The organism is Enterobacter sp. C4G1, assembly GCF_052886895.1.
On the sequence record NZ_JBQVVV010000001.1, the window covers coordinates 405,218 to 427,899 of the forward strand.

The 22,682-nt window shown below is 53.0% G+C and carries 23 protein-coding genes; 15 read left to right on the top strand and 8 right to left on the bottom strand.

Annotated features, from left to right (window positions below):
- Window positions 1-55: 55 nt before the first annotated feature.
- The 3 genes from ACT9TW_RS01915 (at window position 56) to sstT (ending at window position 3,735) form a co-directional block, all read left to right on the top strand.
- Window positions 56-1,054 carry a Gfo/Idh/MocA family protein gene (locus ACT9TW_RS01915; protein ID WP_446491548.1) on the top strand — a complete coding sequence of 333 codons (999 nt, stop codon included), beginning with the start codon at window positions 56-58 and terminating at the stop codon, window positions 1,052-1,054.
- Between the two features lie 263 nt (window positions 1,055-1,317).
- The gene (locus ACT9TW_RS01920; RefSeq protein WP_446491549.1) at window positions 1,318-2,283 is read left to right on the top strand and encodes a TerC family protein; all 966 of its coding nucleotides are present in this window, start codon (window positions 1,318-1,320) and stop codon (window positions 2,281-2,283) included.
- A 207-nt stretch (window positions 2,284-2,490) separates the two neighbouring features.
- Complete coding sequence (sstT, locus tag ACT9TW_RS01925; RefSeq protein ID WP_446491550.1) at window positions 2,491-3,735, top strand: serine/threonine transporter SstT; 1,245 nt, start codon at window positions 2,491-2,493, stop codon at window positions 3,733-3,735.
- 16 nt (window positions 3,736-3,751) lie between these two features.
- On the opposite strand, the gene ACT9TW_RS01930 is transcribed toward sstT, so the two are convergent.
- From ACT9TW_RS01930 to uxaC, 3 genes are all read right to left on the bottom strand, one after another.
- Complete coding sequence (locus ACT9TW_RS01930; protein WP_446491551.1) at window positions 3,752-4,306, bottom strand: YgjV family protein; 555 nt, start codon at window positions 4,304-4,306, stop codon at window positions 3,752-3,754.
- Between the two features lie 78 nt (window positions 4,307-4,384).
- Window positions 4,385-5,872, bottom strand: coding sequence for a UxaA family hydrolase (locus ACT9TW_RS01935; RefSeq protein ID WP_446491552.1), 1,488 nt, complete (start codon window positions 5,870-5,872; stop codon window positions 4,385-4,387).
- Between the two features lie 17 nt (window positions 5,873-5,889).
- Window positions 5,890-7,302 carry a glucuronate isomerase gene (gene uxaC / locus ACT9TW_RS01940; RefSeq protein ID WP_182062554.1) on the bottom strand — a complete coding sequence of 471 codons (1,413 nt, stop codon included), beginning with the start codon at window positions 7,300-7,302 and terminating at the stop codon, window positions 5,890-5,892.
- 477 nt (window positions 7,303-7,779) lie between these two features.
- On the opposite strand from uxaC, the gene ACT9TW_RS01945 reads away from it, so the two are divergent.
- From ACT9TW_RS01945 to ACT9TW_RS01995, 11 genes are all read left to right on the top strand, one after another.
- On the top strand, window positions 7,780-9,078 hold the full coding sequence (locus ACT9TW_RS01945) for an MFS transporter (protein ID WP_446491553.1): 1,299 nt from the start codon (window positions 7,780-7,782) through the stop codon (window positions 9,076-9,078).
- Window positions 9,079-9,271: 193 nt separating this feature from the next.
- On the top strand, window positions 9,272-10,048 hold the full coding sequence (gene exuR, locus ACT9TW_RS01950; RefSeq protein ID WP_182062556.1) for a transcriptional regulator ExuR: 777 nt from the start codon (window positions 9,272-9,274) through the stop codon (window positions 10,046-10,048).
- A gap of 343 nt (window positions 10,049-10,391) precedes the next feature.
- Entirely contained in the window at window positions 10,392-11,054 is a 663-nt protein-coding gene (yqjA, locus tag ACT9TW_RS01955; protein ID WP_182062557.1) for a DedA family general envelope maintenance protein YqjA, read from the top strand.
- Window positions 11,055-11,056: 2 nt separating this feature from the next.
- Window positions 11,057-11,440, top strand: a complete 384-nt coding sequence (gene mzrA, locus ACT9TW_RS01960) for an EnvZ/OmpR regulon moderator MzrA (RefSeq protein ID WP_446491554.1) — start codon at window positions 11,057-11,059, stop codon at window positions 11,438-11,440.
- A 153-nt stretch (window positions 11,441-11,593) separates the two neighbouring features.
- Entirely contained in the window at window positions 11,594-11,962 is a 369-nt protein-coding gene (locus ACT9TW_RS01965) for a DUF1090 domain-containing protein (RefSeq protein WP_446491555.1), read from the top strand.
- Window positions 11,963-11,990: 28 nt separating this feature from the next.
- Entirely contained in the window at window positions 11,991-12,296 is a 306-nt protein-coding gene (locus ACT9TW_RS01970) for a DUF883 family protein (RefSeq protein ID WP_014071847.1), read from the top strand.
- A gap of 2 nt (window positions 12,297-12,298) precedes the next feature.
- Window positions 12,299-12,697, top strand: a complete 399-nt coding sequence (locus ACT9TW_RS01975; protein ID WP_182062560.1) for a phage holin family protein — start codon at window positions 12,299-12,301, stop codon at window positions 12,695-12,697.
- Window positions 12,694-12,990, top strand: a complete 297-nt coding sequence (locus ACT9TW_RS01980; protein ID WP_166718003.1) for a YqjK-like family protein — start codon at window positions 12,694-12,696, stop codon at window positions 12,988-12,990. Before ACT9TW_RS01975 ends, ACT9TW_RS01980 begins: the two co-directional genes overlap by 4 nt.
- 200 nt (window positions 12,991-13,190) lie before the next feature.
- A complete protein-coding gene (locus ACT9TW_RS01985) occupies window positions 13,191-13,583 on the top strand; it encodes a DoxX family protein (protein WP_182062561.1) in 393 nt (130 codons plus the stop codon).
- Window positions 13,584-13,654: 71 nt separating this feature from the next.
- Window positions 13,655-14,641: a glutathione S-transferase family protein gene (locus tag ACT9TW_RS01990; protein ID WP_182062562.1), complete on the top strand. Its 987-nt coding sequence runs from the start codon at window positions 13,655-13,657 to the stop codon at window positions 14,639-14,641.
- Between the two features lie 108 nt (window positions 14,642-14,749).
- Window positions 14,750-15,115, top strand: a complete 366-nt coding sequence (locus ACT9TW_RS01995) for a DUF805 domain-containing protein (protein WP_446491556.1) — start codon at window positions 14,750-14,752, stop codon at window positions 15,113-15,115.
- Between the two features lie 39 nt (window positions 15,116-15,154).
- Here the strand turns inward: ACT9TW_RS01995 and ACT9TW_RS02000 are convergent, their stop codons facing one another.
- Window positions 15,155-16,057, bottom strand: a complete 903-nt coding sequence (locus ACT9TW_RS02000; RefSeq protein WP_182062564.1) for a LysR family transcriptional regulator — start codon at window positions 16,055-16,057, stop codon at window positions 15,155-15,157.
- Between the two features lie 105 nt (window positions 16,058-16,162).
- Here ACT9TW_RS02000 and ACT9TW_RS02005 point away from each other — a divergent pair, with 105 nt between their 5' ends.
- Window positions 16,163-16,864 carry a pirin family protein gene (locus tag ACT9TW_RS02005; protein ID WP_446491557.1) on the top strand — a complete coding sequence of 234 codons (702 nt, stop codon included), beginning with the start codon at window positions 16,163-16,165 and terminating at the stop codon, window positions 16,862-16,864.
- A gap of 38 nt (window positions 16,865-16,902) precedes the next feature.
- On the opposite strand, the gene ACT9TW_RS02010 is transcribed toward ACT9TW_RS02005, so the two are convergent.
- The 4 genes from ACT9TW_RS02010 to pflB all read right to left on the bottom strand — a co-directional run bounded on the left by ACT9TW_RS02010 (window position 16,903) and on the right by pflB (window position 22,676).
- Entirely contained in the window at window positions 16,903-18,204 is a 1,302-nt protein-coding gene (locus ACT9TW_RS02010; RefSeq protein WP_446491558.1) for an L-cysteine desulfidase family protein, read from the bottom strand.
- A gap of 21 nt (window positions 18,205-18,225) precedes the next feature.
- Window positions 18,226-19,557: a hypothetical protein gene (locus ACT9TW_RS02015; protein WP_446491559.1), complete on the bottom strand. Its 1,332-nt coding sequence runs from the start codon at window positions 19,555-19,557 to the stop codon at window positions 18,226-18,228.
- A 262-nt stretch (window positions 19,558-19,819) separates the two neighbouring features.
- Window positions 19,820-20,230, bottom strand: a complete 411-nt coding sequence (locus ACT9TW_RS02020) for a Spy/CpxP family protein refolding chaperone (RefSeq protein ID WP_182062568.1) — start codon at window positions 20,228-20,230, stop codon at window positions 19,820-19,822.
- A 151-nt stretch (window positions 20,231-20,381) separates the two neighbouring features.
- Window positions 20,382-22,676 (bottom strand): formate C-acetyltransferase, encoded by a 2,295-nt coding sequence (gene pflB / locus ACT9TW_RS02025; protein ID WP_446491560.1) that lies wholly within the window; start codon window positions 22,674-22,676, stop codon window positions 20,382-20,384.
- Window positions 22,677-22,682 lie beyond the last annotated feature (6 nt).

The window sequence follows — 22,682 nt, forward strand, 5'->3', positions numbered from 1 at the left end:
ATAATCCCGTGCTACAGTGGCTAAAGGTTCCCAGCTACGGAGTACGTAAACGTTTATGATACGTTTCGCAGTCATTGGTACGAACTGGATCACACGCCAGTTCGTCGACGCCGCCCACGAAACCGGCAAATATAAGCTCACCGCAGTCTATTCCCGCAGCCTTGAGCAGGCGCAGATCTTCGCGAATGATTATCTGGTCGAACACCTGTTCACTTCGCTTGATGAGATGGCGCAAAGTGATGCCATTGATGCGGTCTATATCGCCAGCCCTAACTCCCTGCACTTCCCGCAAACGAAGCTGTTCCTCAGCCATAAAAAACATGTAATTTGCGAGAAGCCGCTGGCCTCCAATATTCAGGAAGTAGAAACCGCTATCGCCCTGGCGCGTGAAAATCAGGTGGTGCTGTTCGAAGCGTTCAAAACCGCCAGCCTGCCGAACTTCCTGCTGTTGCAGCAGTCCCTGCCGAAGCTTGGCAACGTGCGTAAGGCTTTCATCAACTACTGCCAGTACTCGTCGCGCTACCAGCGCTACCTGGACGGCGAAAACCCGAATACCTTTAATCCGGCCTTCTCGAACGGGTCGATTATGGATATTGGCTTTTACTGTCTAGCCTCGGCAGTGGCGCTGTGGGGTGAGCCGCACAGCGTAACCGCCACGGCCAGCCTGCTGGAAAGCGGCGTAGATGCACACGGTGTCGTGGTGCTGGACTACGGTGATTTCAGCGTCACGCTGCAACACTCTAAAGTGAGTGATTCGGTGCTGCCGAGCGAAATTCAGGGTGAAGCCGGATCGCTGGTGATTGAGAAGATCTCTGAATGTCAGAAAGTGAGCTTCGTGCCGCGCGGCGGGAAAGCGCAAGAGCTGACGCAACCACAGCATATTAACACTATGCTCTATGAGGCAGAGGTCTTTGCACGCCTGGTAGAAAATAATGAAGTGAATCACCCTGGGCTTTCGGTAAGCCGCACCACGGCGAAGCTGCAAACGGAGATCCGCCGTCAGACTGGCGTGGTGTTCCCGGCAGACGACGTGAGCGCAAAAGCGATCGCGTAAAGCTGTGTAATGAAATCATGCACACCATTGACGAAACCGATGGTCTGACATATTTTGTTACCCGCAAAGGGGAGTAACTTCTTCGCCGGTGGATCGTCATTACGATGCGTGCAAAATCGCATCCGGTCGCCGGGCAACTGAAAAGCATGGCTTTTCAGTTGTAAGTGAGACCTTGCCGGAAGGCGAGGTCTATGCATAAAAAGCTAACGGCTATCGTCTTCTGACCATGGCCGTTTTTGTTTTTTATGTGTAAGGAAAATAGTATGCATTCTGTCGGCACTCCAATGTTGTGGGGCGGATTCGCGATCGTCGTGCTTATCATGCTGGCGATAGACCTCTTTTTGCAGGGGCGTCGCGGCGCACATGGCATGACCATGAAACAGGCTGCCGTTTGGTCGCTGGTATGGGTTACCCTCTCTCTTCTCTTTTGTGCCGCCTTTTGGTGGTATCTGGCCTCAACCGAAGGCCGCGCGGTTGCCGATCCTCAGGCGCTGGCGTTCCTCACTGGTTATTTGATTGAAAAAGCGCTGGCCGTGGATAACGTCTTCGTCTGGTTGATGCTGTTCAGTTACTTCGCCGTACCTGCCGCACTGCAACGCCGCGTACTGGTATACGGCGTGCTGGGGGCGATCGTTCTGCGTACTATCATGATCTTTGCCGGCAGCTGGCTGATAACCCAGTTCGAATGGCTGCTGTATGTCTTCGGCGCCTTCCTGCTGTTCACCGGGATCAAAATGGCGCTGGCGAAAGAAGACGGCTCCGCCATTGGCGATCGCCCGCTGGTGAAGTGGATCCGTGGACATCTGCGCATGACGGACAAGATCGAGAGCGAACACTTCTTCGTGCGAAAAAACGGCCTGATGTTTGCCACACCGTTGCTGCTGGTACTGATTCTGGTTGAGCTGAGCGACGTTATTTTCGCGGTAGACAGTATTCCGGCTATCTTCGCGGTGACCACTGACCCGTTCATTGTGCTGACCTCTAACCTGTTCGCGATCCTTGGCCTGCGTGCGATGTACTTCCTGCTGGCGGGTGCTGCAGAGCGCTTCTCTATGCTGAAATACGGCCTGTCGGTGATCCTGGTGTTTATCGGTATCAAGATGCTGATTGTCGATTTCTTCCATATCCCGATCGCCATTTCGCTCGGAGTGGTGTTTGGCATTCTGATCGTGACGCTGATTATCAATACCTGGGTTAATCGCCAGCACGATAAGAAGCAGCAGGTGTAGTGCATTTTGCCCGGTGGCGCTGCGCTTACCGGGCACTTCAGTTAATCAATAGTTAAAAAACATGACGCAACACGTAAAATCCAGCATTTTACGCTTCCCTCCCCGGCCACTTTCCCTATACTCGACCAGGCAAACATTTACTTACATCCGGACATAAATGTGACTTAGAGCACATCCGGGATGGAACGCAATTTCACTTAAGGAACAATGATGACTACACAATCATCTGGCCTGTTTCAGCGTCTGATGCAAGGCAGCCTCGTCAAACAAATTTTGGTTGGTCTGGTTTTGGGGATCCTGCTGGCAATGGTATCCAAACCCGCCGCTGAAGCCACCGGGCTGCTCGGCACCCTCTTCGTGGGCGCACTCAAAGCCGTTGCCCCAGTACTGGTTCTGATGCTGGTCATGGCCTCCATCGCGAATCACCAGCACGGACAAAAAACCAACATTCGCCCTATTCTGTTCCTGTATCTTTTGGGAACCTTCTCTGCTGCATTAACTGCCGTTGTGTTTAGCTTCCTGTTCCCGTCCACGCTGCATCTGACCAGCGCCGCCGGTGATATCACACCGCCATCCGGGATTGTGGAAGTGATGCGCGGTCTGCTGATGAGCATGGTTTCTAACCCTGTCACGGCGCTGATGGGCGGAAACTACATTGGCATCCTGGTCTGGGCGATTGGTCTGGGCTTCGCGCTGCGTCACGGTAACGACACCACGAAAAATCTGGTCAACGATATGTCCAATGCCGTGACCTTTATGGTGAAACTGGTGATTCGGTTTGCGCCAATCGGGATTTTCGGCCTGGTCTCCTCTACGCTTGCCACCACAGGCTTCGAAACTCTGTGGGGCTATGCTCAGCTGCTGGTCGTCCTGGTAGGCTGTATGCTGCTGGTGGCACTGGTGATTAACCCGCTGCTGGTGTTCTGGCAGATCCGTCGTAACCCATATCCACTGGTGCTAATGTGTCTGCGCGAGAGTGGCGTATATGCCTTCTTCACTCGCAGTTCAGCGGCGAACATTCCGGTTAACATGGCGCTGGCGGAGAAGCTGAACCTGGATCGCGATACCTACTCGGTTTCCATTCCGTTAGGAGCGACAGTCAATATGGCGGGTGCAGCGATTACGATTACCGTGCTGACGCTGGCAGCGGTGCATACACTGGGTATTCCGGTGGATCTGCCAACGGCGCTGCTGTTGAGCGTGGTGGCATCACTTTGCGCATGTGGCGCATCAGGTGTGGCTGGCGGTTCACTGCTGCTGATCCCACTGGCCTGTAATATGTTCGGTATCCCGAATGAAATTGCAATGCAGGTCGTCGCCGTAGGCTTCATTATCGGCGTGTTGCAGGACTCCTGCGAGACTGCGCTGAACTCATCAACCGATGTCCTGTTCACCGCAGCTGCCTGTCAGGCGGAAGACGCGCGCTTAGCGAAAAACGCCCTGCGTAGCTAATCTGTCAGCCCTTCCGTCAGCGGACGGAGGGGCTATCTTCCTGCACCTGGTTTTCCACTTTAAACGGATCGATACCGCGCTGCTGCATTCGCCAGAAACGAATGATGTTCAGCCCGTTCATGATAAGAAAACTGCCTTCGATTAACGTCCCGCCAATCGACCCAAGCCAGAAATTGTGGATCACCCAGCAGCAGGTTGAACACCAGATAACGCAGCGCATCGTCAGGCCCTTACTGCGAAACAGCGCCCAGGTACTGACAATGGTACCAATTACCGGTAGCAGCTCGATCGGATGATGAAACTTCGCCAGCCCAATTCCCCCCGTCAGCACAATAAACACCGCCATCACCCACAGGCTGCGGGTACGCAGAGTAATGAGCGTACGCACGGTGTTGAGCATGGCGCTTGAGCCTGCCGGAAATGCGCCCATCAGGAAGAAGTGCACGCCAATAACGGCGCTGTAAACCGAAAGCTGGATTTTGAATTTCCGCTCGTCACGATTGATAAAGGTGGTGATACCAATCAGAAAGGCGATGACGCCAACGCCCTGGGCCAGCCAATACGCGCTCATGAAGGAGTCCTGTGTTCAGACAAAAAGAAACGGCGCTTCATTATATGAAACGCCGTTTCGGATTTAAAGCATGATGACTTACAGCGTGACGCCGCTTTTGAAGATCGCCAGCTCGCGGAAGTCGTTTTTCTCGTTACAGGTCTGCTTGCCGTTAGCGAAATCCACGATGGTATCAACGAATTCATTCAGCAGCTGCGGCATCGCTTTGCCGTGTATCAGCTGGCCGGCATCAAAGTCGATCCAGTGTTTTTTCTTCGCCGCCAGCTCGCTGTTGGTGGCAATTTTCACCGTTGGCACAAAACCGCCGTACGGTGTACCACGGCCAGTACTGAACAGCACCATGTGGCAGCCTGATCCGGCCAGCGCGCTGGTTGCCACCGCATCGTTACCCGGTGCGCTAAGCAGGTTCAGACCGTGGGTTTTCAGGCGTTCGCCATAGCGCAGCACGTCGACCACCTGACTTGCCCCTGCTTTCTGGGTACAGCCGAGCGATTTTTCTTCAAGTGTCGTGATCCCACCCGCTTTGTTGCCCGGCGATGGATTCTCGTAAATTGGCTGGTTGTGCGCGATGAAGTACTGTTTGAAGTCGTTCACCATGGTGACGGTTTTCTCAAACGTCTCTTCGTCGCGGCAATGGCTCATCAGAATGCGTTCAGCACCAAACATTTCTGGCACTTCGGTCAGCACGGTGGTACCGCCGTTAACGATCATGTAATCCGAGAAGCGGCCCAGCATTGGGTTCGCAGTGATGCCGGACAGGCCATCAGATCCGCCGCACTCAAGCCCGAATTTCAGCTCGCTCAGTTTGCCTGGCTCACGTTTGTCATGGCGCATCACTTCATACAGCTGATGCAGCTGCTCAAGTCCAGCTTCCACTTCATCGTCCTGGTGCTGGCACACCATAAAGTGCACGCGCTCAGGATCAAACTCACCCAGCGTTTCGCGGAAGGCATCCACCTGGTTGTTTTCACAACCCAGGCCAATCACCAGAACCGCGCCCGCATTCGGGTGGCGCACCATGTTTTGCAGCATGGTGCGGGTATTAATATGGTCATCCCCTAACTGTGAACAACCGTAGGTATGGCTAAACAGGTGCACACCGTCGGTGCCTTCGGCATCGTTGGTTTCTTTCAGGAAACGCGTCTGGATTTGACGCGCGATCCCGTTAACACAGCCCACCGTCGGGAGGATCCACAGTTCGTTGCGGATCCCCACGTCACCGTTGGCACGGCGGTAAATCTGTACGTCGCGATCTGCCGCCTGCCCGATGTCCGCCGGGGATTCAGGTTGATAGCTATACTCGTCCAGATCGCTCAGATTGGTGCGGGTATTGTGGGAATGAATATGTTCACCCGGCGCAATATCCGCCAGCGCATGACCAATAGGCAAACCGTACTTCACGACGTTTTCCCCTTCGGTGATGGGGCGTATGGCAAATTTATGCCCACGTGAAATCGCCTGTCGCAACGTGACTGTCTCATTTTCGACAGTCACGTCGGTACCTTCGGTCAGATCCGCCAGTGCTACGACAACGTTATCCAGCGAATGGATTTTGATGTATTGCATATCAACCTCAAACGGCCTTAGTTCAGTTCAATGGCGAAGTAGTCACGCGCATTGTTAAAGCAGATGTTTTTTACCATTTCGCCCAGCAGCTGAATATCCGCTGGCGCTTCGCCCGCAGCCACCCAACGGCCAATCATCTGGCACAGAATGCGGCGGAAATATTCGTGACGGGTATAGGACAGGAAGCTGCGGCTGTCGGTCAGCATCCCGACAAAGCGGCTTAACAGGCCCAGTTGTGCCAGCTGCGTCATCTGACGCTCCATGCCGTCTTTCTGGTCGTTAAACCACCAGCCGGAACCGAACTGCATCTTGCCTGGCATCCCTTCGCCCTGGAAGTTACCGATCATGGTGCCCAGCACTTCGTTATCGCGAGGGTTCAGGCAGTACAGGATGGTTTTAGGCAGCAGATTCTGTTCGTTCTGTTTGCTCAGCAGTTTTGACAGCTCTTCCGCCAACGGACGGTCGTTAATAGAGTCAAAGCCCACATCCGCGCCCAGCAGTTTGAACTGACGCTGGTTGTTATTACGCAGCGCACCAATGTGATACTGCTGTACCCAACCGCGACGGGCATATTCTGCACCAAGGAACACCAGTACCGCAGTTTTGAACTGGGCAACTTCATGCTCGCTTAACTGCTCACCGGACAGACGACGCGCCAGGATGCTATCCAGCTCGGCTTCGTTTGACTCCGCGAACAGCACCACATCAAGCGCGTGGTCAGACACCTTACAGCCGTGTGCAGCAAAGTGATCCAGACGTTTGGTCAGGGCGGTTTGCAGGTCAGTGAAACGACGAATGTCGGTATCAGACACTTCCGCCAGCTTCGCCATATAGTCATTAAAGGTTGCCAGCTCAATGTTGAACGCTTTATCCGGACGCCAGCTTGGCAGCACTTTGATATCGAAAGAGGTGTCTTTCGCCACAACCGCGTGATGCTCCAGCGAGTCGATTGGATCGTCGGTAGTACCCACCATCTTCACGTTCATCTGCTTCATGATACCGCGCGCGGAAAACTTATCCTGTGCCAGCAATTCGTTGCACTGGTTCCAGATTTCATCGGCCGTGGTTGGAGAGAGCAGTTTGCCGGTAATACCAAACGGACGACGCAGCTCCAGGTGCGTCCAGTGGTATAACGGGTTGCCGATGGTGTGCGGCACGGTCGCTGCCCATGCGTCAAACTTCTCGCGGTCAGTTGCATCGCCGGTACACAGGCGCTCAGCCACACCGTTGGTGCGCATTGCGCGCCATTTGTAATGGTCACCTTTCAGCCAGATGTCATACAGGTTTTTGAAGCGATAATTTTCGGCAACCTGCTGCGGAGGTAAATGGCAGTGATAGTCGAAAATTGGCTGGTCTTTTGCGTAGTCGTGGTACAGCCGGCGAGCAAATTCAGTGTCTAGCAGAAAATCTTCAGTCATAAACGGAGTCATTTATCGTCTTCCTCTTAACGAGTGCGTCAAAAAGCTTATGTTCAGATGCTGCAAAGTTATCACACCAATTTCCAGAGGCCGAAGTTTTTTTCGTGAGTTAGATCAATAAACGTCAACAAATAAATTACCCTCAACGGAGTAAACCCTTTCGCAGCCCGCGCCAGAACTGGCTTTGCGTGCAGAACATAATGTCCCTACAAAGAATCACACTTTTGTGATGTCACTCACCTTTTAAAGTTGTATGACAAGTTATCTTTTCGCCGTCGCAAACAATTAGCCGACGGAATGCATTACTGGTGCGAAAAACATCGGATTTAACGGTACGGATACCGACTTATGCACGATTACTTATGGCAAGGTTCGGGCCGTTCCGGGAAATTATCCCGGTTACGCCCCTCCCGTTACACAACAGCTCCCGGAAACGGTTGAGAGGTTGCCGTGCCCCGGCACGGAAATAACATAACGATGAGGTTTTACATGCGTAAAATTAAAGGGTTACGTTGGTACATGATTGCACTGGTGACGTTGGGCACCGTGCTGGGCTACCTGACACGTAACACCGTGGCAGCAGCGGCTCCTACGTTGATGGAAGAATTGCATATCTCCACACAGCAATACTCTTACATCATTGCTGCTTACTCCGCGGCTTACACCGTAATGCAGCCTATAGCAGGTTATGTTCTTGATATTCTCGGTACTAAAATCGGTTATGCGTTCTTCGCAGTCGCATGGGCAATTTTCTGCGGTGCAACAGCACTGGCAGGCAGTTGGGGCGGTCTGGCACTGGCGCGCGGTGCGGTAGGTGCAGCTGAAGCCGCCATGATCCCGGCAGGCCTGAAAGCCAGCTCCGAGTGGTTCCCGGCGAAAGAACGTTCTATTGCGGTCGGTTACTTTAACGTGGGGTCTTCCATTGGTGCGATGATTGCTCCGCCACTGGTGGTCTGGGCTATCGTGATGCACAGCTGGCAGATGGCGTTCATCATCTCTGGTGTCCTGAGCTTTGCATGGGCAATGGCGTGGCTGATTTTCTATAAACACCCACGCGACCAGAAAAAACTGTCTACTGAAGAACGTGATTACATCATTGGCGGTCAGGAATCTCAGCACCAGACCAACAACGGCAAAAAAATGACCGTCTGGCAAATTCTGGGCACCCGTCAGTTCTGGGGTATCGCACTGCCACGCTTCCTGGCAGAACCAGCCTGGGGTACGTTTAACGCCTGGATCCCACTGTTCATGTTTAAAGTGTATGGCTTTAACCTGAAAGAGATCGCGATGTTCGCCTGGATGCCAATGCTGTTCGCTGACCTGGGTTGTATCGTGGGGGGTTACCTGCCACCGCTGTTCCAGCGCTGGTTTGGTGTGAACCTGATTGTCTCTCGTAAAATGGTTGTTACCATGGGTGCACTGCTGATGATTGGCCCAGGTATGATTGGTCTGTTCACCAGCCCATACGTAGCAATTGGCCTGCTCTGTATTGGTGGCTTTGCTCACCAGTCCCTGTCTGGCGCACTGATTACGCTCTCATCAGACGTCTTTGGTCGTAACGAAGTGGCAACGGCAAACGGCCTGACCGGTATGGCTGCCTGGACCGCGAGTACCATGTTTGCTCTGGTGGTTGGTGCTCTGGCAGATACCATCGGCTTTAGCCCACTGTTCGCCGTACTGGCTGTCTTCGACCTGCTGGGTGCGATAGTTATCTGGACAGTGCTGAAAAGCAAATCGGCAGAAGAGTTGCAGAAAGAGTCCGTTGGGGGACCCGCAACGCAGAGTTAGCGTTGATGATGTTATGCCGGGTGACGGCTTCGCCTTACCCGGCCTACAAAACCCAATAAAACCGCAGGCCGGGTCAACCCGGCGAGTACAACAAGAAAGCCGCCTTAGGGCGGCTTTTTTCATGGCGAAATCTGGAGACTGGCTCGCAAAAGTGGTATAACAAATAATCCGTCGTACCCTGCCTGGAGCGCATATGGAAATCACCGAATCACGTCGTTTATATCAGCAACTTGCTGCCGAGCTGAAAGATCGCATCGAGCAAGGTGTCTATCTTGTCGGTGATAAACTGCCTGCTGAACGCTTTATTGCTGATGAGAAAAGCGTGAGCCGCACGGTGGTGCGTGAAGCCATCATTATGCTGGAAGTCGAAGGCTATGTTGAAGTACGCAAAGGCTCCGGTATTCATGTGATTTCCAACCAGGCAAAACACTCCCCGGTGCCGGACGAGAGTCTGGAGTTCGCCAGTTACGGGCCGTTTGAGTTGCTACAGGCGCGTCAGCTGATCGAGAGCAATATTGCCGAATTTGCCGCCACGCAGGTGACCAAGCAGGACATCATGAAGCTGATGGAAATCCAGGAGAATGCGCGTAAGGAAAAATGCTTCCGCGATTCAGAATGGGATTTGCAGTTCCATGTTCAGGTTGCGCTGGCAACGCAAAATACCGCCCTGGCAGCAATCGTTGAAAAAATGTGGACTCAGCGCGTTCATAACCCGTACTGGAAGAAATTGCACGATCACATCGATTTGCGCACCGTGGATAACTGGTGTGACGATCACGACCAAATTCTTAAAGCGCTGATTCGTAAAGACCCACACGCGGCAAAACTGGCCATGTGGCAGCACCTGGAAAATACCAAGCAGATGCTGTTTAACGAAACCAGTGATGACTTCGAATTTAACGCCGATCGCTATCTTTTTGCTGATAATCCTGTCGTTCACCTCGATACGGCGGCCAATCTCGCAAAATAGTTCCCCTTTCCGCTGGCAGGCGCTTCGCTGCGCCTTCCGGCGCAGGTGGGTAAGCAAAACATATATAGTGTCAGCCTTTGTAAATCCCCTCGCTCACCTTCATTGCTTAAGCCAAAATCAATCCGCCTGTGCAAAATCTGTGACGCAGAACGTTGGGCTTTGTTACAATTGGATTCAATTTGCTTTCTTGTAAGTTAGTGCTTGCATACCAGCCATTTAACAGGGAACAGTTCTGGCCACCACCAATGTGTCCGCGAGCGACCATAATGAAATCATAAAAATGTCGCCGTACTGTTTTTCCCGGATAACAGGCGTGACGTTAACCGATTTCCAGGAATACTGAATGGAACTTTTGACCCAACTACTACATGCCTTATGGGCTCAGGACTTCGAAACGCTGGCCAATCCGTCTATGATTGGGATGCTCTATTTCGTTTTGTTTATGATCCTGTTTCTTGAGAATGGATTGCTTCCTGCCGCCTTCCTGCCTGGCGACAGTTTGTTAGTTCTGGTCGGCGTGCTTTGTGCCAAAGGTGCAATGGCATTCCCCCAGACCATCCTGCTATTAACTATTGCTGCAAGCCTCGGCTGCTGGGTGAGCTATATCCAGGGACGATGGCTGGGTAATACGCGCATCGTGCAAAACTGGCTTTCGCATCTCCCGGCGCATTACCACCAGCGGGCGCACCACCTGTTCCACAAACATGGGCTTTCAGCGCTACTGATTGGCCGTTTCATCGCGTTTGTACGCACCTTATTGCCCACCATTGCTGGGCTTTCTGGCCTGAGCAGCACACGCTTCCAGTTCTTTAACTGGATGAGTGGCCTGCTGTGGGTGCTGATCCTGACGACGTTAGGCTATGCACTTGGCAAAACGCCTGTGTTTATGAAATATGAAGACCAGTTAATGTCATGCCTGATGCTGCTGCCGGTAGTGCTGCTGGTCTTTGGTCTGGTCGGTTCTCTGGTTGTCCTGTGGAAGAAAAAATACGGAGCCAAGGGCTAACGATGGCCATTTCACCGTTATCCCTGCGCCGCTTGTCTTACGCATTGATTGTGCTGGTATTCATCAGCGCGATGCTGCTGGTATGGACGGCGCTCCAGCACCAGGAATCCACACTGGCAATCCGACCGGTGAATCAAGGAGCCAGCGTGCCAGACGGTTTTTCCATCTGGCATCACCTGGATGCAAACGGGATCCGCTTCAAGAGCATCACGCCACAAGATGATGTTTTACTGATTAAATTTGACTCCAGTGCGCAAAGCGCAGCAGCCAAAGCCGTGCTCGACAGAACGTTGCCGCATGGATACATCATTGCTCAGCAGGAAGATGACAGCCAGCCAGCAGCCTGGTTGTCACTTCTGCGCGACACATCACACCGGTTTGGATAATCTCCAGGATTCTGAATCTTTTCACTCACTTTGGTGATTACCCCGTTTACTTACTATGCTTAAGTACGCGGAGCATCATATCTATGTTCTTCGCATGACTTTGGACACCGGCACACTCCACGGACGTGCTGCAAACAATGGAAGGTTCCAATAATGAAATACCGCATCACCCTGGCTCTGGCCCTTTTTTCATTAAGCACAGCCTCTTTCGCCACCTCCCTGTGTCTGGAGAAGGAGAAAGATATTCAGCGAGAAATCAGTTATGCCGAAAAGCATAACAATCAGAACCGAATCAATGGCTTGAAAAAAGCGCTTAGCGAAGTGAAAGCTAACTGTTCCGACAAAGAGCTTCACGCCAGCCACCAGAAGAAAATCGCGGCGCAAAAGGAAGAAGTTGCCGAGCGCCGTCGCGATCTTCAGGAAGCGAAAGAGAAAGGGGATGCGGATAAAATTGCCAAACGCGAGAAGAAACTGAAAGAAGCGCAAGACGAACTGAACGCGCTGGAATCCCGCGATTATTGAGTTAACGGAAGTCTCACAGGAGAAAATCATGTCAAAAGATACTACGTCAGAAAACCTGCGCGCTGAGTTGAAATCCCTGGCGGATACCCTTGAAGAAGTGCTGAACTCCTCTACCGATAAATCAAAGGAAGAAGTCAGCAAACTGCGCAGTAAAGCCGAGCAAGCATTGAAAGAGAGCCGTACCCGTCTGGGTGAAACCGGTGATGCCCTGGCTAAGCAGACCCGTGAAGCGGCTGCACGCGCTGACGAATACGTTCGCGATAACCCATGGACTGGTGTAGGCATTGGTGCCGCTGTTGGTGTGGTTCTGGGTGTCCTGCTCACGCGTCGTTGATTATGGAAGATAATCGTCATACTGAAGGTCCGGCAAAGAACATTATTGGCATCGGACAGCGGATATTAACCACGCTCGTCGGTATTGCTGAAACGCGTATTCGTCTGGCCGTGGTTGAACTGGAAGAAGAGAAAGCTAATATCTTCCAGATCCTGCTGATGCTCGGTCTTACACTCCTCTTTGCCGCATTTGGCCTGATGAGCCTGCTGGTACTGGTTATCTGGGTTGTCGATCCGCAGTATCGTCTGAATGCCATGATTGCGACCACCGTAGTGTTGCTGTTGGGTGCTGTGATAGGTGGTATCTGGACGCTGCAAAAAGCGCGCAAATCTACGCTATTGCGTCATACCCGTCAGGAGCTTGCAGCCGACCGCACGCTACTGGAGGACGACAAGCCATGAGCAGCAAAACCGAGCTCAGGCAGCGAAAAGCGTTTCTGTTAAGCCAGATCCAGCAGCAACGACTGGATCTGGCCGCCAGCCGTCGCGACTGGGTGGATGCGACACGCCCTCTGGATCGTAGCTGGAATACCTTCCTGAACCTGCGTTCATGGGTACTGGTCGGCAGCAGCGTGATGGCAATCTGGGGTGTGCGTCACCCCAGCAAGCTGATTCGCTGGACGCGTCGCGGCTTTGGTGTCTGGAGCGCCTGGCGTCTGGTGAAGGCAACCCTTCGTCAGCAGCAACTGCGATAGTCTTCTCGCCGGGTGGCGCTGCGCTTACCCGGCAAAATCCCCCTTACTCAATATCTTTGATAAAGATTGACAGTTTTCCTTGCTAACAATTGTCACTCGTCACGTTTATGATTCTCTCCATCGACAGCAAAGACGCGGTATCTACCCGAATTTGCACACAAATAAAGATCAGCCGCTCATGTGGTTTCCTGGAGAGTAAAATGAAAAAATTAGAAGATGTTGGTGTACTGGTAGCACGCATTCTGATGCCAATTCTGTTCATCGTTGCAGGTTGGGGCAAAATCACCGGTTATGCGGGTACACAACAGTATATGGAAGCAATGGGCGTGCCGGGGTTCCTGCTGCCACTGACCATTCTGCTTGAGTTCGGCGGCGGCCTGGCAGTACTGTTCGGCTTCCTGACCCGTACCACTGCACTGTTTACCGCGGGCTTCACACTGCTGACAGCATTTATCTTCCACAGCAACTTTGCGGAAGGTGTGAACTCCCTGATGTTCATGAAAAACCTGACTATCGCTGGCGGCTTCCTGCTGTTGGCTGTGACCGGTCCTGGCGCATTCAGCATCGACCGTGTTCTGAATAAGAAGTGGTAAGCACGCTATACTGATTTAAAAAAAGCGAGGAGATATCTCCTCGCTTTTGCTATCTGACGGAGGAAGAGAAAATGGGACAACTCGTAGACGGCGTCTGGCAGGATGTCTGGTATGACACTAAATCCACCGGAGGACGCTTCAAGCGCTCTGTTTCGGCCTTCCGTAACTGGCTTACCGCCGATGGCGCGCCAGGCCCCAGCGGTGAAGGTGGTTTTGCAGCTGAAAAAGACCGTTATCATCTCTACGTTTCACTCGCCTGCCCGTGGGCACACCGCACGCTGATGGTGCGTAAACTCAAAGGTCTGGAATCATTACTGCCTGTCTCAGTTGTTAATCCGCTGATGCTGGAAAACGGCTGGACATTCGACAGTGATTTTCCTGCCGCAACGGGTGACGACCTTTACCATCACGATTTTCTGTACCAGCTCTATCTGCGCGCAGATCCGCACTATACCGGCCGCGTCACCGTACCGGTGCTCTGGGACAAGAAAAACCAGACGATCGTCAGTAATGAATCGGCTGAAATCATCCGCATGTTCAACACCGCATTTGATGCGCACGGCGCCCGCGCCGGTGATTACTATCCGGTTGAGCTGCGCGATAAAATTGATGAGCTGAACAGCTGGATCTACGACAACGTGAACAACGGTGTCTACAAAGCCGGTTTTGCCACCAGCCAGGAAGCCTATGACGAAGCGGTCGCGAACGTCTTCACATCGCTGGAGCGCCTGGAGCAGATCCTCGGTCAGCATCGCTACCTGACGGGCGATCGCCTGACGGAAGCAGACATCCGTCTGTGGACTACGCTGGTACGTTTTGATCCGGTCTACGTCACCCACTTTAAGTGCGATAAACATCGTATCAGCGACTACCTGAACCTGTACGGGTTCCTGCGTGACATCTACCAGATACCGGGCATTGCTGAAACGGTCGATTTTGGCCATATCCGCACCCACTACTACCGCAGCCATAAAACCATCAACCCAACGGGCATTATTTCTATTGGGCCATGGCAGGATCTGGATGAGCCGCACGGGCGCGACGTTCGATTTGGATAAATATTTAGGGCATCAATAGATGCCCTTTTTTAATTCACAATATCCATCTATCCTTACTTTGATTGCTTAGAAAACAAGTGATTGACCGATCATTGAGGCAAGGAAAAAATGGACTGGTATTTAAAAGTACTGCGCAACTACATTGGATTTGGTGGCCGTGCCCGCCGCAAAGAGTACTGGATGTTCGTTCTGGTGAACTTCATCCTGATCGTGGTGCTGGGCATTGTCGATAAAATTCTCGGCTGGGAACGGGCTGGCGGTGAAGGTGTTCTCACTACAATTTATGGCCTGTTTGTTCTGCTGCCATCATGGGCCGTGCTGTTCCGCCGGCTGCATGACACCGACCGTTCGGCCTGGTGGCTACTGCTGCTGTTGATCCCGATTATCGGCTGGCTGGTGATTCTGATCTTTAACTGTCAGAGCGGCACGCCGGGTGAAAACCGCTTTGGTGCCGATCCTAAACTCAACGCCTGATTCGTTGCCCGGTAGCTTTCGCTTACCGGGCCTACGAACCTATTTATTGTAGTGGGCAAACAGCTTCGGTATTTCTCGCAAACACCACGACTTCGCTTCTCCCATGCTGTCACGGCGCCACGCCATAATAATATCGACCTCACTGGTGTACTCCGGGCTCACCACGCGCAGCCGTCCTTCGGCGATATCTTTTTCGACGAAGGGATAAGGCATGGTCGCCATCCCGAGGCCAGCCAGCAGCGCCTGGCGCTTATCTTCCAGCGATGTCACCGTCAGACGCGGCTGCTTATCCAGCAGTTGTACCGTTAATACCGGGCGCTCACGCGCGGTATCTGCTACCGCCACACCGCGATATTTCACGCGTGTCACTTCAGACAGCGGCTCAGGCTCCTGGTGGATCGGATGATTCGGTGCGGCGACGTAGACGTTCATCACACTGTAAAGCTTACGGGAGTTGATTTCAGACGATGAACGGAAGTGCATATCCGGTGCAATCACGATGTCCGCCCTGCCCGTTTCCAGACGCTCCCATGCCCCCGCCAGCACTTCGGTAATGATCGACAGCTGGGTGTTGGCTTTATCCGCCAGGCGGTCCACCAACGGGAACAGCGCCTCAGTAGGCACGAGTGCTTCAGTTACCAGCGTCAGATGCGTTTCCCAGCCACGCGCCAGCGCTTCGGCGTCGGTGGTTAGTTTATCGGCCGCTTCCAGCAGCACGCGGCCACGCTCCAGCAGCATCCGGCCAACGTTGGTGAATTTTGTTCTATGACCGGAACGATCGAATAACACCACATCCAGCTCTTCTTCCAGCTTCTGCATGGTGTAGCTCAGCGCAGACGGAACGCGCCCCAGTTCATCTGCCGCAGCGGCAAAGCTGCCACGCCTGTCAATCGCGTCCATGACGCGAAGCGCCTCAAGCGTCAATGCTCTTTCTTTTGCCATTTCGTTCTCATTCAGGAAATTTGAACATACCAGGCAGAATATCTGGCTAACAATGAAGCGTCCATACCTTTACCATTGTTTTAGTGTAAAGAGAGGTCAAGTTTTATGATTACGACAAGAACAGCTAAACAATGCGGACAAGCTGATTTCGGTTGGCTCCAGGCCCGCTACACCTTTTCCTTTGGACACTACTTTGACCCAAAACTCCTCGGTTACGCATCATTGCGCGTATTGAACCAGGAAGTGCTCGCCCCAGGCGCGTCCTTCCAGCCGCGCACGTATCCGAAAGTCGATATCCTGAACCTGATCCTGGAAGGCGAAGCAGAATACCGCGACAGCGAGGGCAATCATGTCCAGGCGAAGGCTGGCGAAGCGTTGCTGATTTCAACGCAACCCGGCATTAGCTACAGCGAACATAATCTCAGCAAAGAAAAGACGCTGACCCGAATGCAGCTGTGGTTGGATGCCTGCCCTGAGCGGGAAAATCCGCTGGTACAGAAGATAGATTTGAAGGGCGAAAAACAGCAGTTGCTTGCATCGCCTGATGGCAGCAACGGTAGCCTGCAACTGCGCCAGCAAGTGTGGCTGCACCATATTGAACTGAAAAAAGGTGAGCAGGCGAGTTTCCAGCTTCATGGCCCGCGCGCCTATTTGCAGTCGATTCATGGCACGGTACATGCGGTGACGCACACGGAAGAAAAAGAAGCGCTCACCTGCGGTGACGGGGCGTTTATTCGTGATGAAGCGAATATTACGCTGGTGGCCGATACGCCGCTGCGCGCGCTGTTGATTGATTTGCCGGTGTAACGTAAAAACCCTCTCCTCCTGGAGGAGAGGGGAAACACCTACACCTTACTCGCCATTATCTCAATGATCTGCCGGTCTGTTGCCTGCATCGAGCGGCACGCCAGTGAGCACAGATTAGCGATAGACTGCTCAACATCGTGCGCGACAATCCCTTCATTGCCTGTCACAGCTGAATCATCCAGCGCCATCATCACCGCCTTCCAGGCGCTCCCGACGCTGGTTGATACCTTCATCGCGCAGCTGTTAGACGCTCCGTCACAGATAATCCCGCTGACATCACCGATCATGCTGCTGATGGCCATCGCAATCGTCTGGTAACGCCCGTCCATCAGCCACGCCATTCCTGCCGCCGCGCCCATGGCCGCCGTTGTTGCAGCGCACAGCGCCGACAAGCGCGGAAGCTGGTAATGGATATAGATGGCCGCCAGATGCGACAACATCAATGCCCGGGCAAGACGTTCATCGTCAGCCTGAACATACTCAGCCACCACCACAACCGGCATAGTCGCGGTGATCCCCTGATTGCCCGAGCCGGAGTTACTCATAGCTGGTAACGTTGCGCCACCCATTCTGGCATCAGAGGCCGCACTGGTGCGGATAATAATGTCTGAACCTATATCCTGCGCCATCCATCCACGCGCGCGCTGTTTATGCAGAGTGGCACCGATGTGCAGCCCCCACTTTCCGCTTAGCCCTTCGCGAGAGAGCGCATCGTTCAGACGTGCCGCTTCCAGGATAAAGCGGATCGCATCGAACGGTACCTGCTCCACAAATTCGACGATCTGCGACAGCGTGGTGTGTGAAAACACCGCCAGCGGATCGCCGCCCATCTCATCGGGCTGCTCGTTAAGGACAAAGCGCGTTTCACCCTGACAAACGATCTCCACGACGCGGGTATGCCCACCGGCAATGGTGACCATTGCCGATGTGTTGCCAGCTTGAACGCAGGCGCGGGAATAAAGGATCTCATCGCAAGGTTCTTGCAGCTTCACCTGTACCCGTCCGGCTTGCAGAAGTGCTTTTGCCTTTGCCAACGCGTCGCCTGAGGCATCTTTCAACACCTCCAGCCCGGCCTGAGCGTTACCGCCAATGGCGCCCAGTGCTGCGGCAATGGGTAGCCCGACCATGCCTGTTCCCGGTACCGTAACGCCAAGCCCGTTTTTCATCAGGTTTGGCGACACCCACGCATCTATCTGCGTGACCTCACCGGGAAGTTGTTCCGCGGCAATGGCACAGGCCAGCGCCAGTGAGACAGGCTCTGTACACCCCAGCGCAGGTTTAACTTCTTCCTGCACGGCACGAATAAAATGGTTCCATAAAGGATTGATTTGCTCAGACATCGTTACGACCTTTATTGCTCCTCAGGAGAACGCGAGGAAAGGAGAAACACAAAGCAGCAGCCCGGTGATGACAATAATCACCAGCGATACTCCTTTATATTTATGTAGCGCGGGGACTTTGTAGACCAGCCACGCCGGGATCAGGCAGCCAACCATTCCAAAGATAGGGCTACAAATAGAAGTGAAGCTCAGGACCGGCGCGTTTAAGACAATGGCGCTCCAGGCGAGCAGGATGGCGAACAGCATGATCCCACGCTGAACGGTACGTTCATTGATATTCTCTGCCCGCATTCTGCGGCGCAGGATATTCATCACAATGCCCTGCGTGGCTTCGCGAAAGCCGAGATACACGCCGAAGAAGGCAGTCATGACGGCGAAAATATTCAGGATCACGCTGACGATTTTGACCCAGCCCGCACCGTCACCGCTAATAAACTGCGCGGCGATCGCCAGAGCCGAAATATTTTGCTCATAGGCTTTTACCGCCTCATCGTGACCCATCGCCAGCGTGAAGGAGACGGCATAGAAGAAAACCGTCACAAACAGCACACCAAAGGCAATATTCATCGCTCGTAGCGCTTTGTGTCGCGCCACTTCTACCGATTTTTCCCGGGAACGATAAGAGATAACCATCGGGCTTAAGGTCTGGATAAACAGAATCGACGTTAAGGTGAAAGGCAGCGTAATAATGGCGTTTTTGATCAGCAACCCCATCGGTGGCAGCATACCGACGTTGGCTAAATGCCAGAGGCCAATCATCGACAGCCCCAGAGCGGCAACCACAAATAGCTTGGTGAGCACCATCAGGCTGGAAACTTTGAACAACAACTTTTCACCACGAGATGAAATAGCCACCAAAATACAAATCAAAAATAAACCGTAGAACGGGTTTTCTGAAAGCAAACCGTCGGTGATGCCGAAGGTGTGCAGATACGAGGCGCTGTCGTTAGTGATGGCGGTGGAATAGACAAACATCCAAATCACCAGCATCACAAAATAAAGTGCCCCTAATAAAATCCCCCAGTTTTTCCCCAGATAACCGCTAATCACGCTCGGGTAATCTTTGCACTCCGGGGATTCCGCCAGCGTATTAATAAACAGGCGCTGGAACAGATACATGGCCGGATAACCAATAATCGACGAGAGCAAAAAGACCCACAGCCCCATTAACCCCACCTGCACCGGGAGAAAAACGATCCCCGCGCCGATGGCCATCCCGATACTCATAATGACCCAGCCCGTGTCGGTGCTGTCGAATTTAATGGCCTCGCACCATTCGCTTTCACTCATCCCTGCCCGCCTTGCCGCGGGAGAGTCGTTCACAATCACACTGCTATTTGTTGCCGTATCCATAAGGCACTCGCTTATTTTGTAGGGTAAACAGTTGTTTTTATAAGGTTCTGCCCACCAGCGATAATGAGCCAGACGTTTGCAGGTGCTTGTTATTAGAGTGAAAAGATCATACCTAGAGAGAGGGAGAAAAAAGTCACAAGTTTTATGTGGCTTTTACGTGATGGGAGGAAAAATTACTTCGATATATGAAAATTAAGTGTGATTTTTCTAAAGGTGATGTGGTTCAAGAAATAAAAAACCCGCGCCAGGCGCGGGTCAGAAATCATTCAGCCAGCGCATTCGCCATATCGGTTCGAATCTGCTTACGCTGTTCAGGCGTCAGGACCTGGCTTACGTCGAAGTAGTATTTCACGCGGTAGTAGCGGGTCTGTTCTTCTATTTTGCTGAAAGCCGCCAGCTGGCTTTTCACCGTGCTTTCATTCCATTTTCCGGCCTGGAACATGTCGATTAACGCGCCATCTTTCACGCCAGTCATTGGGATTTTAGCGACGTTTTGTTCCAGCGCCTGATGCAGCGATTCAATCTTCTTCACCTGCTCGTTACTGAGCTTCAGGTGCTGTACCAGCGGATCCTGCGAAGGCGACGGCGCGGCTTCAACATTGGCTGCCTGTGCCGTAAAACTGCACACTGCCAGCGACGCAGCAACCAAAGCAATACGGGTCATTTTCATCATCTTACTGTCCTTAAATACTGTTTACGTTGAAAACAGGTGCATTGTTTTTCAAGAGCGGATGAATATGTGTGAATAATTATATAAACAATTTTGTATGTTAAGCGGACAAAAAAAGCCCCCTGCTGGAAGGGGGCATGGTTGCTGGCTTATATCAGATCGCTTGCGTAAACGTCCTTGAAATCACATCCTGCTGCTGCTCACGCGTCAGCGCATTAAAACGCACCGCATAGCCTGAAACGCGGATCGTCAGGTTCGGATAATTCTCTGGATGTTCGATAGCATCCATCAGCATTTCCCGGTTCATGACGTTGACGTTCAGATGCTGCCCGCCTTCGATGGCCGCTTCGTGATGGAAATACCCGTCCAGTAACCCTACCAGGTTGGTTTTGCGCACCATCTCATCTTTACCCAGTGCCTGCGGCACAATCGAGAAAGTATAAGAGATGCCATCTTTCGCGTAAGTAAACGGCAGCTTCGCCACAGAGGTTAATGATGCCACAGCCCCTTTCCGGTCGCGCCCGTGCATCGGGTTTGCCCCCGGGGCGAACGGCGTGCCGCCACGGCGTCCGTCCGGTGTGTTACCGGTCTTCTGGCCGTAAACCACGTTAGAGGTAATGGTCAGAATAGACTGGGTCGGCACCGCGTTGCGGTAGGTTGGCAACGCCTGAATTTTCTTCATAAAACGTTCAACCAGGTCGCAGGCAATGCTATCCACACGGTCATCATTGTTGCCGTACTGCGGGTAATCGCCTTCTATTACGAAGTCGACCGCCAGGCCGGTATGGTCACGCACCGGTTTCACCGTGGCGTATTTAATGGCCGACAAGGAATCAGCCGCGACCGACAACCCCGCGATCCCGCACGCCATCGTGCGATGTACATCCCGGTCATGCAGCGCCATCAGCGAGGCTTCATAGCTGTACTTATCATGCATGTAGTGAATAAGATTCAGTGCGCTGATGTACTGCACCGCCAGCCAGTCCATAAAGTGATCCAGGCTCGCCATAACGGTGTCGTATTCCAGCACATCATCCAGCAGTGGTTCGGTTTTCGGTCCGACCTGGATTTTCAGCTTCTCATCCACCCCGCCGTTGATTGCGTACAGCAGCGTTTTAGCAAGGTTGGCGCGCGCGCCAAAGAACTGCATCTGCTTGCCGATCACCATCGGGCTAACGCAGCAGGCAATGGCGTAGTCATCGCTGTTGAAATCGGCACGCATCAGGTCGTCATTCTCATACTGAAGTGATGAGGTAACAATCGACACCTGCGCGGCGTATTTTTTGAAAGCAATCGGAAGTTGTTCCGACCAAAGAATGGTCAGGTTTGGCTCTGGCGCTGGCCCCATGGTGTGCAGCGTGTGCAGATAGCGGAAGCTGTTTTTGGTTACCAGCGTTCGCCCATCCAGCCCCATACCGCCGATCACTTCTGTAGCCCAGATAGGATCGCCTGAGAAGAGAGTGTCGAATTCCGGGGTGCGCAGGAAGCGAACCATGCGGATCTTCATGATGAAGTGGTCAATCAACTCCTGCGCCTGCACCTCATTTATCCGTCCGGCGTGCATATCGCGTTCAATATAGATATCAAGGAAGCTGGCCGTACGCCCGAGCGACATCGCCCCGCCGTTCTGTGATTTCACCGCCGCCAGATAGGCAAAATAGACCCACTGCACCGCTTCCTGCGCATTCATCGCCGGACGAGAAATATCAAAGCCATAGTTCGACGCCATCTGCTGAATTTGCAGCAATGCGCGCTTATGTTCGGCCAGCTCTTCACGCAGGCGGATCGTGGCTTCAAGATCTTCGCCACGCTCCAGTTTTGACTGAAGATCCGCGAACTGGAGTTCGCGCTCGCGCACCAGATAGCTAATGCCATACAACGCCACGCGGCGATAGTCACCAATGATGCGCCCGCGTCCGTAACCGTCAGGCAAGCCCGTCAGCACGCCCGATTTGCGACAGCGCATCATCTCCGGTGAGTAGACATCAAATACGCCCTGATTATGGGTTTTACGCAGGTCGGTAAACAGATATTCAAACTGCGGATCCATCTCGCGCCCGTAGGCTTCAAAAGAGCTGCGGATCATGTTGATCCCGCCATACGGATGCAGCGCGCGCTTGAGCGGTTTATCGGTTTGCAGGCCGACGATCGTCTCCAGATCTTCGTCGATGTAGCCCGGCCCGTGGGCGGTAATGGTGGTGGCGATATTGATGTCGAAATCCACCGGGGCATGGGTGGTATTCTCCTGGCGAATACCGACCATCACCTTCTGCCACAGCGCCGTCGTTGCAGGCGTCGCCTGCGCGAGGAAAGCTTCATCGCCTTCATAAGGGGTGTAGTTATGCTGAATAAAATCGCGCACGTTAACGGCGTCTTTCCATTCTTCACCGCGAAACCCGGCCCATGCATCACTGTAGGGTGCAACGCTCGTATCGATTGTTACTTTCATGACATT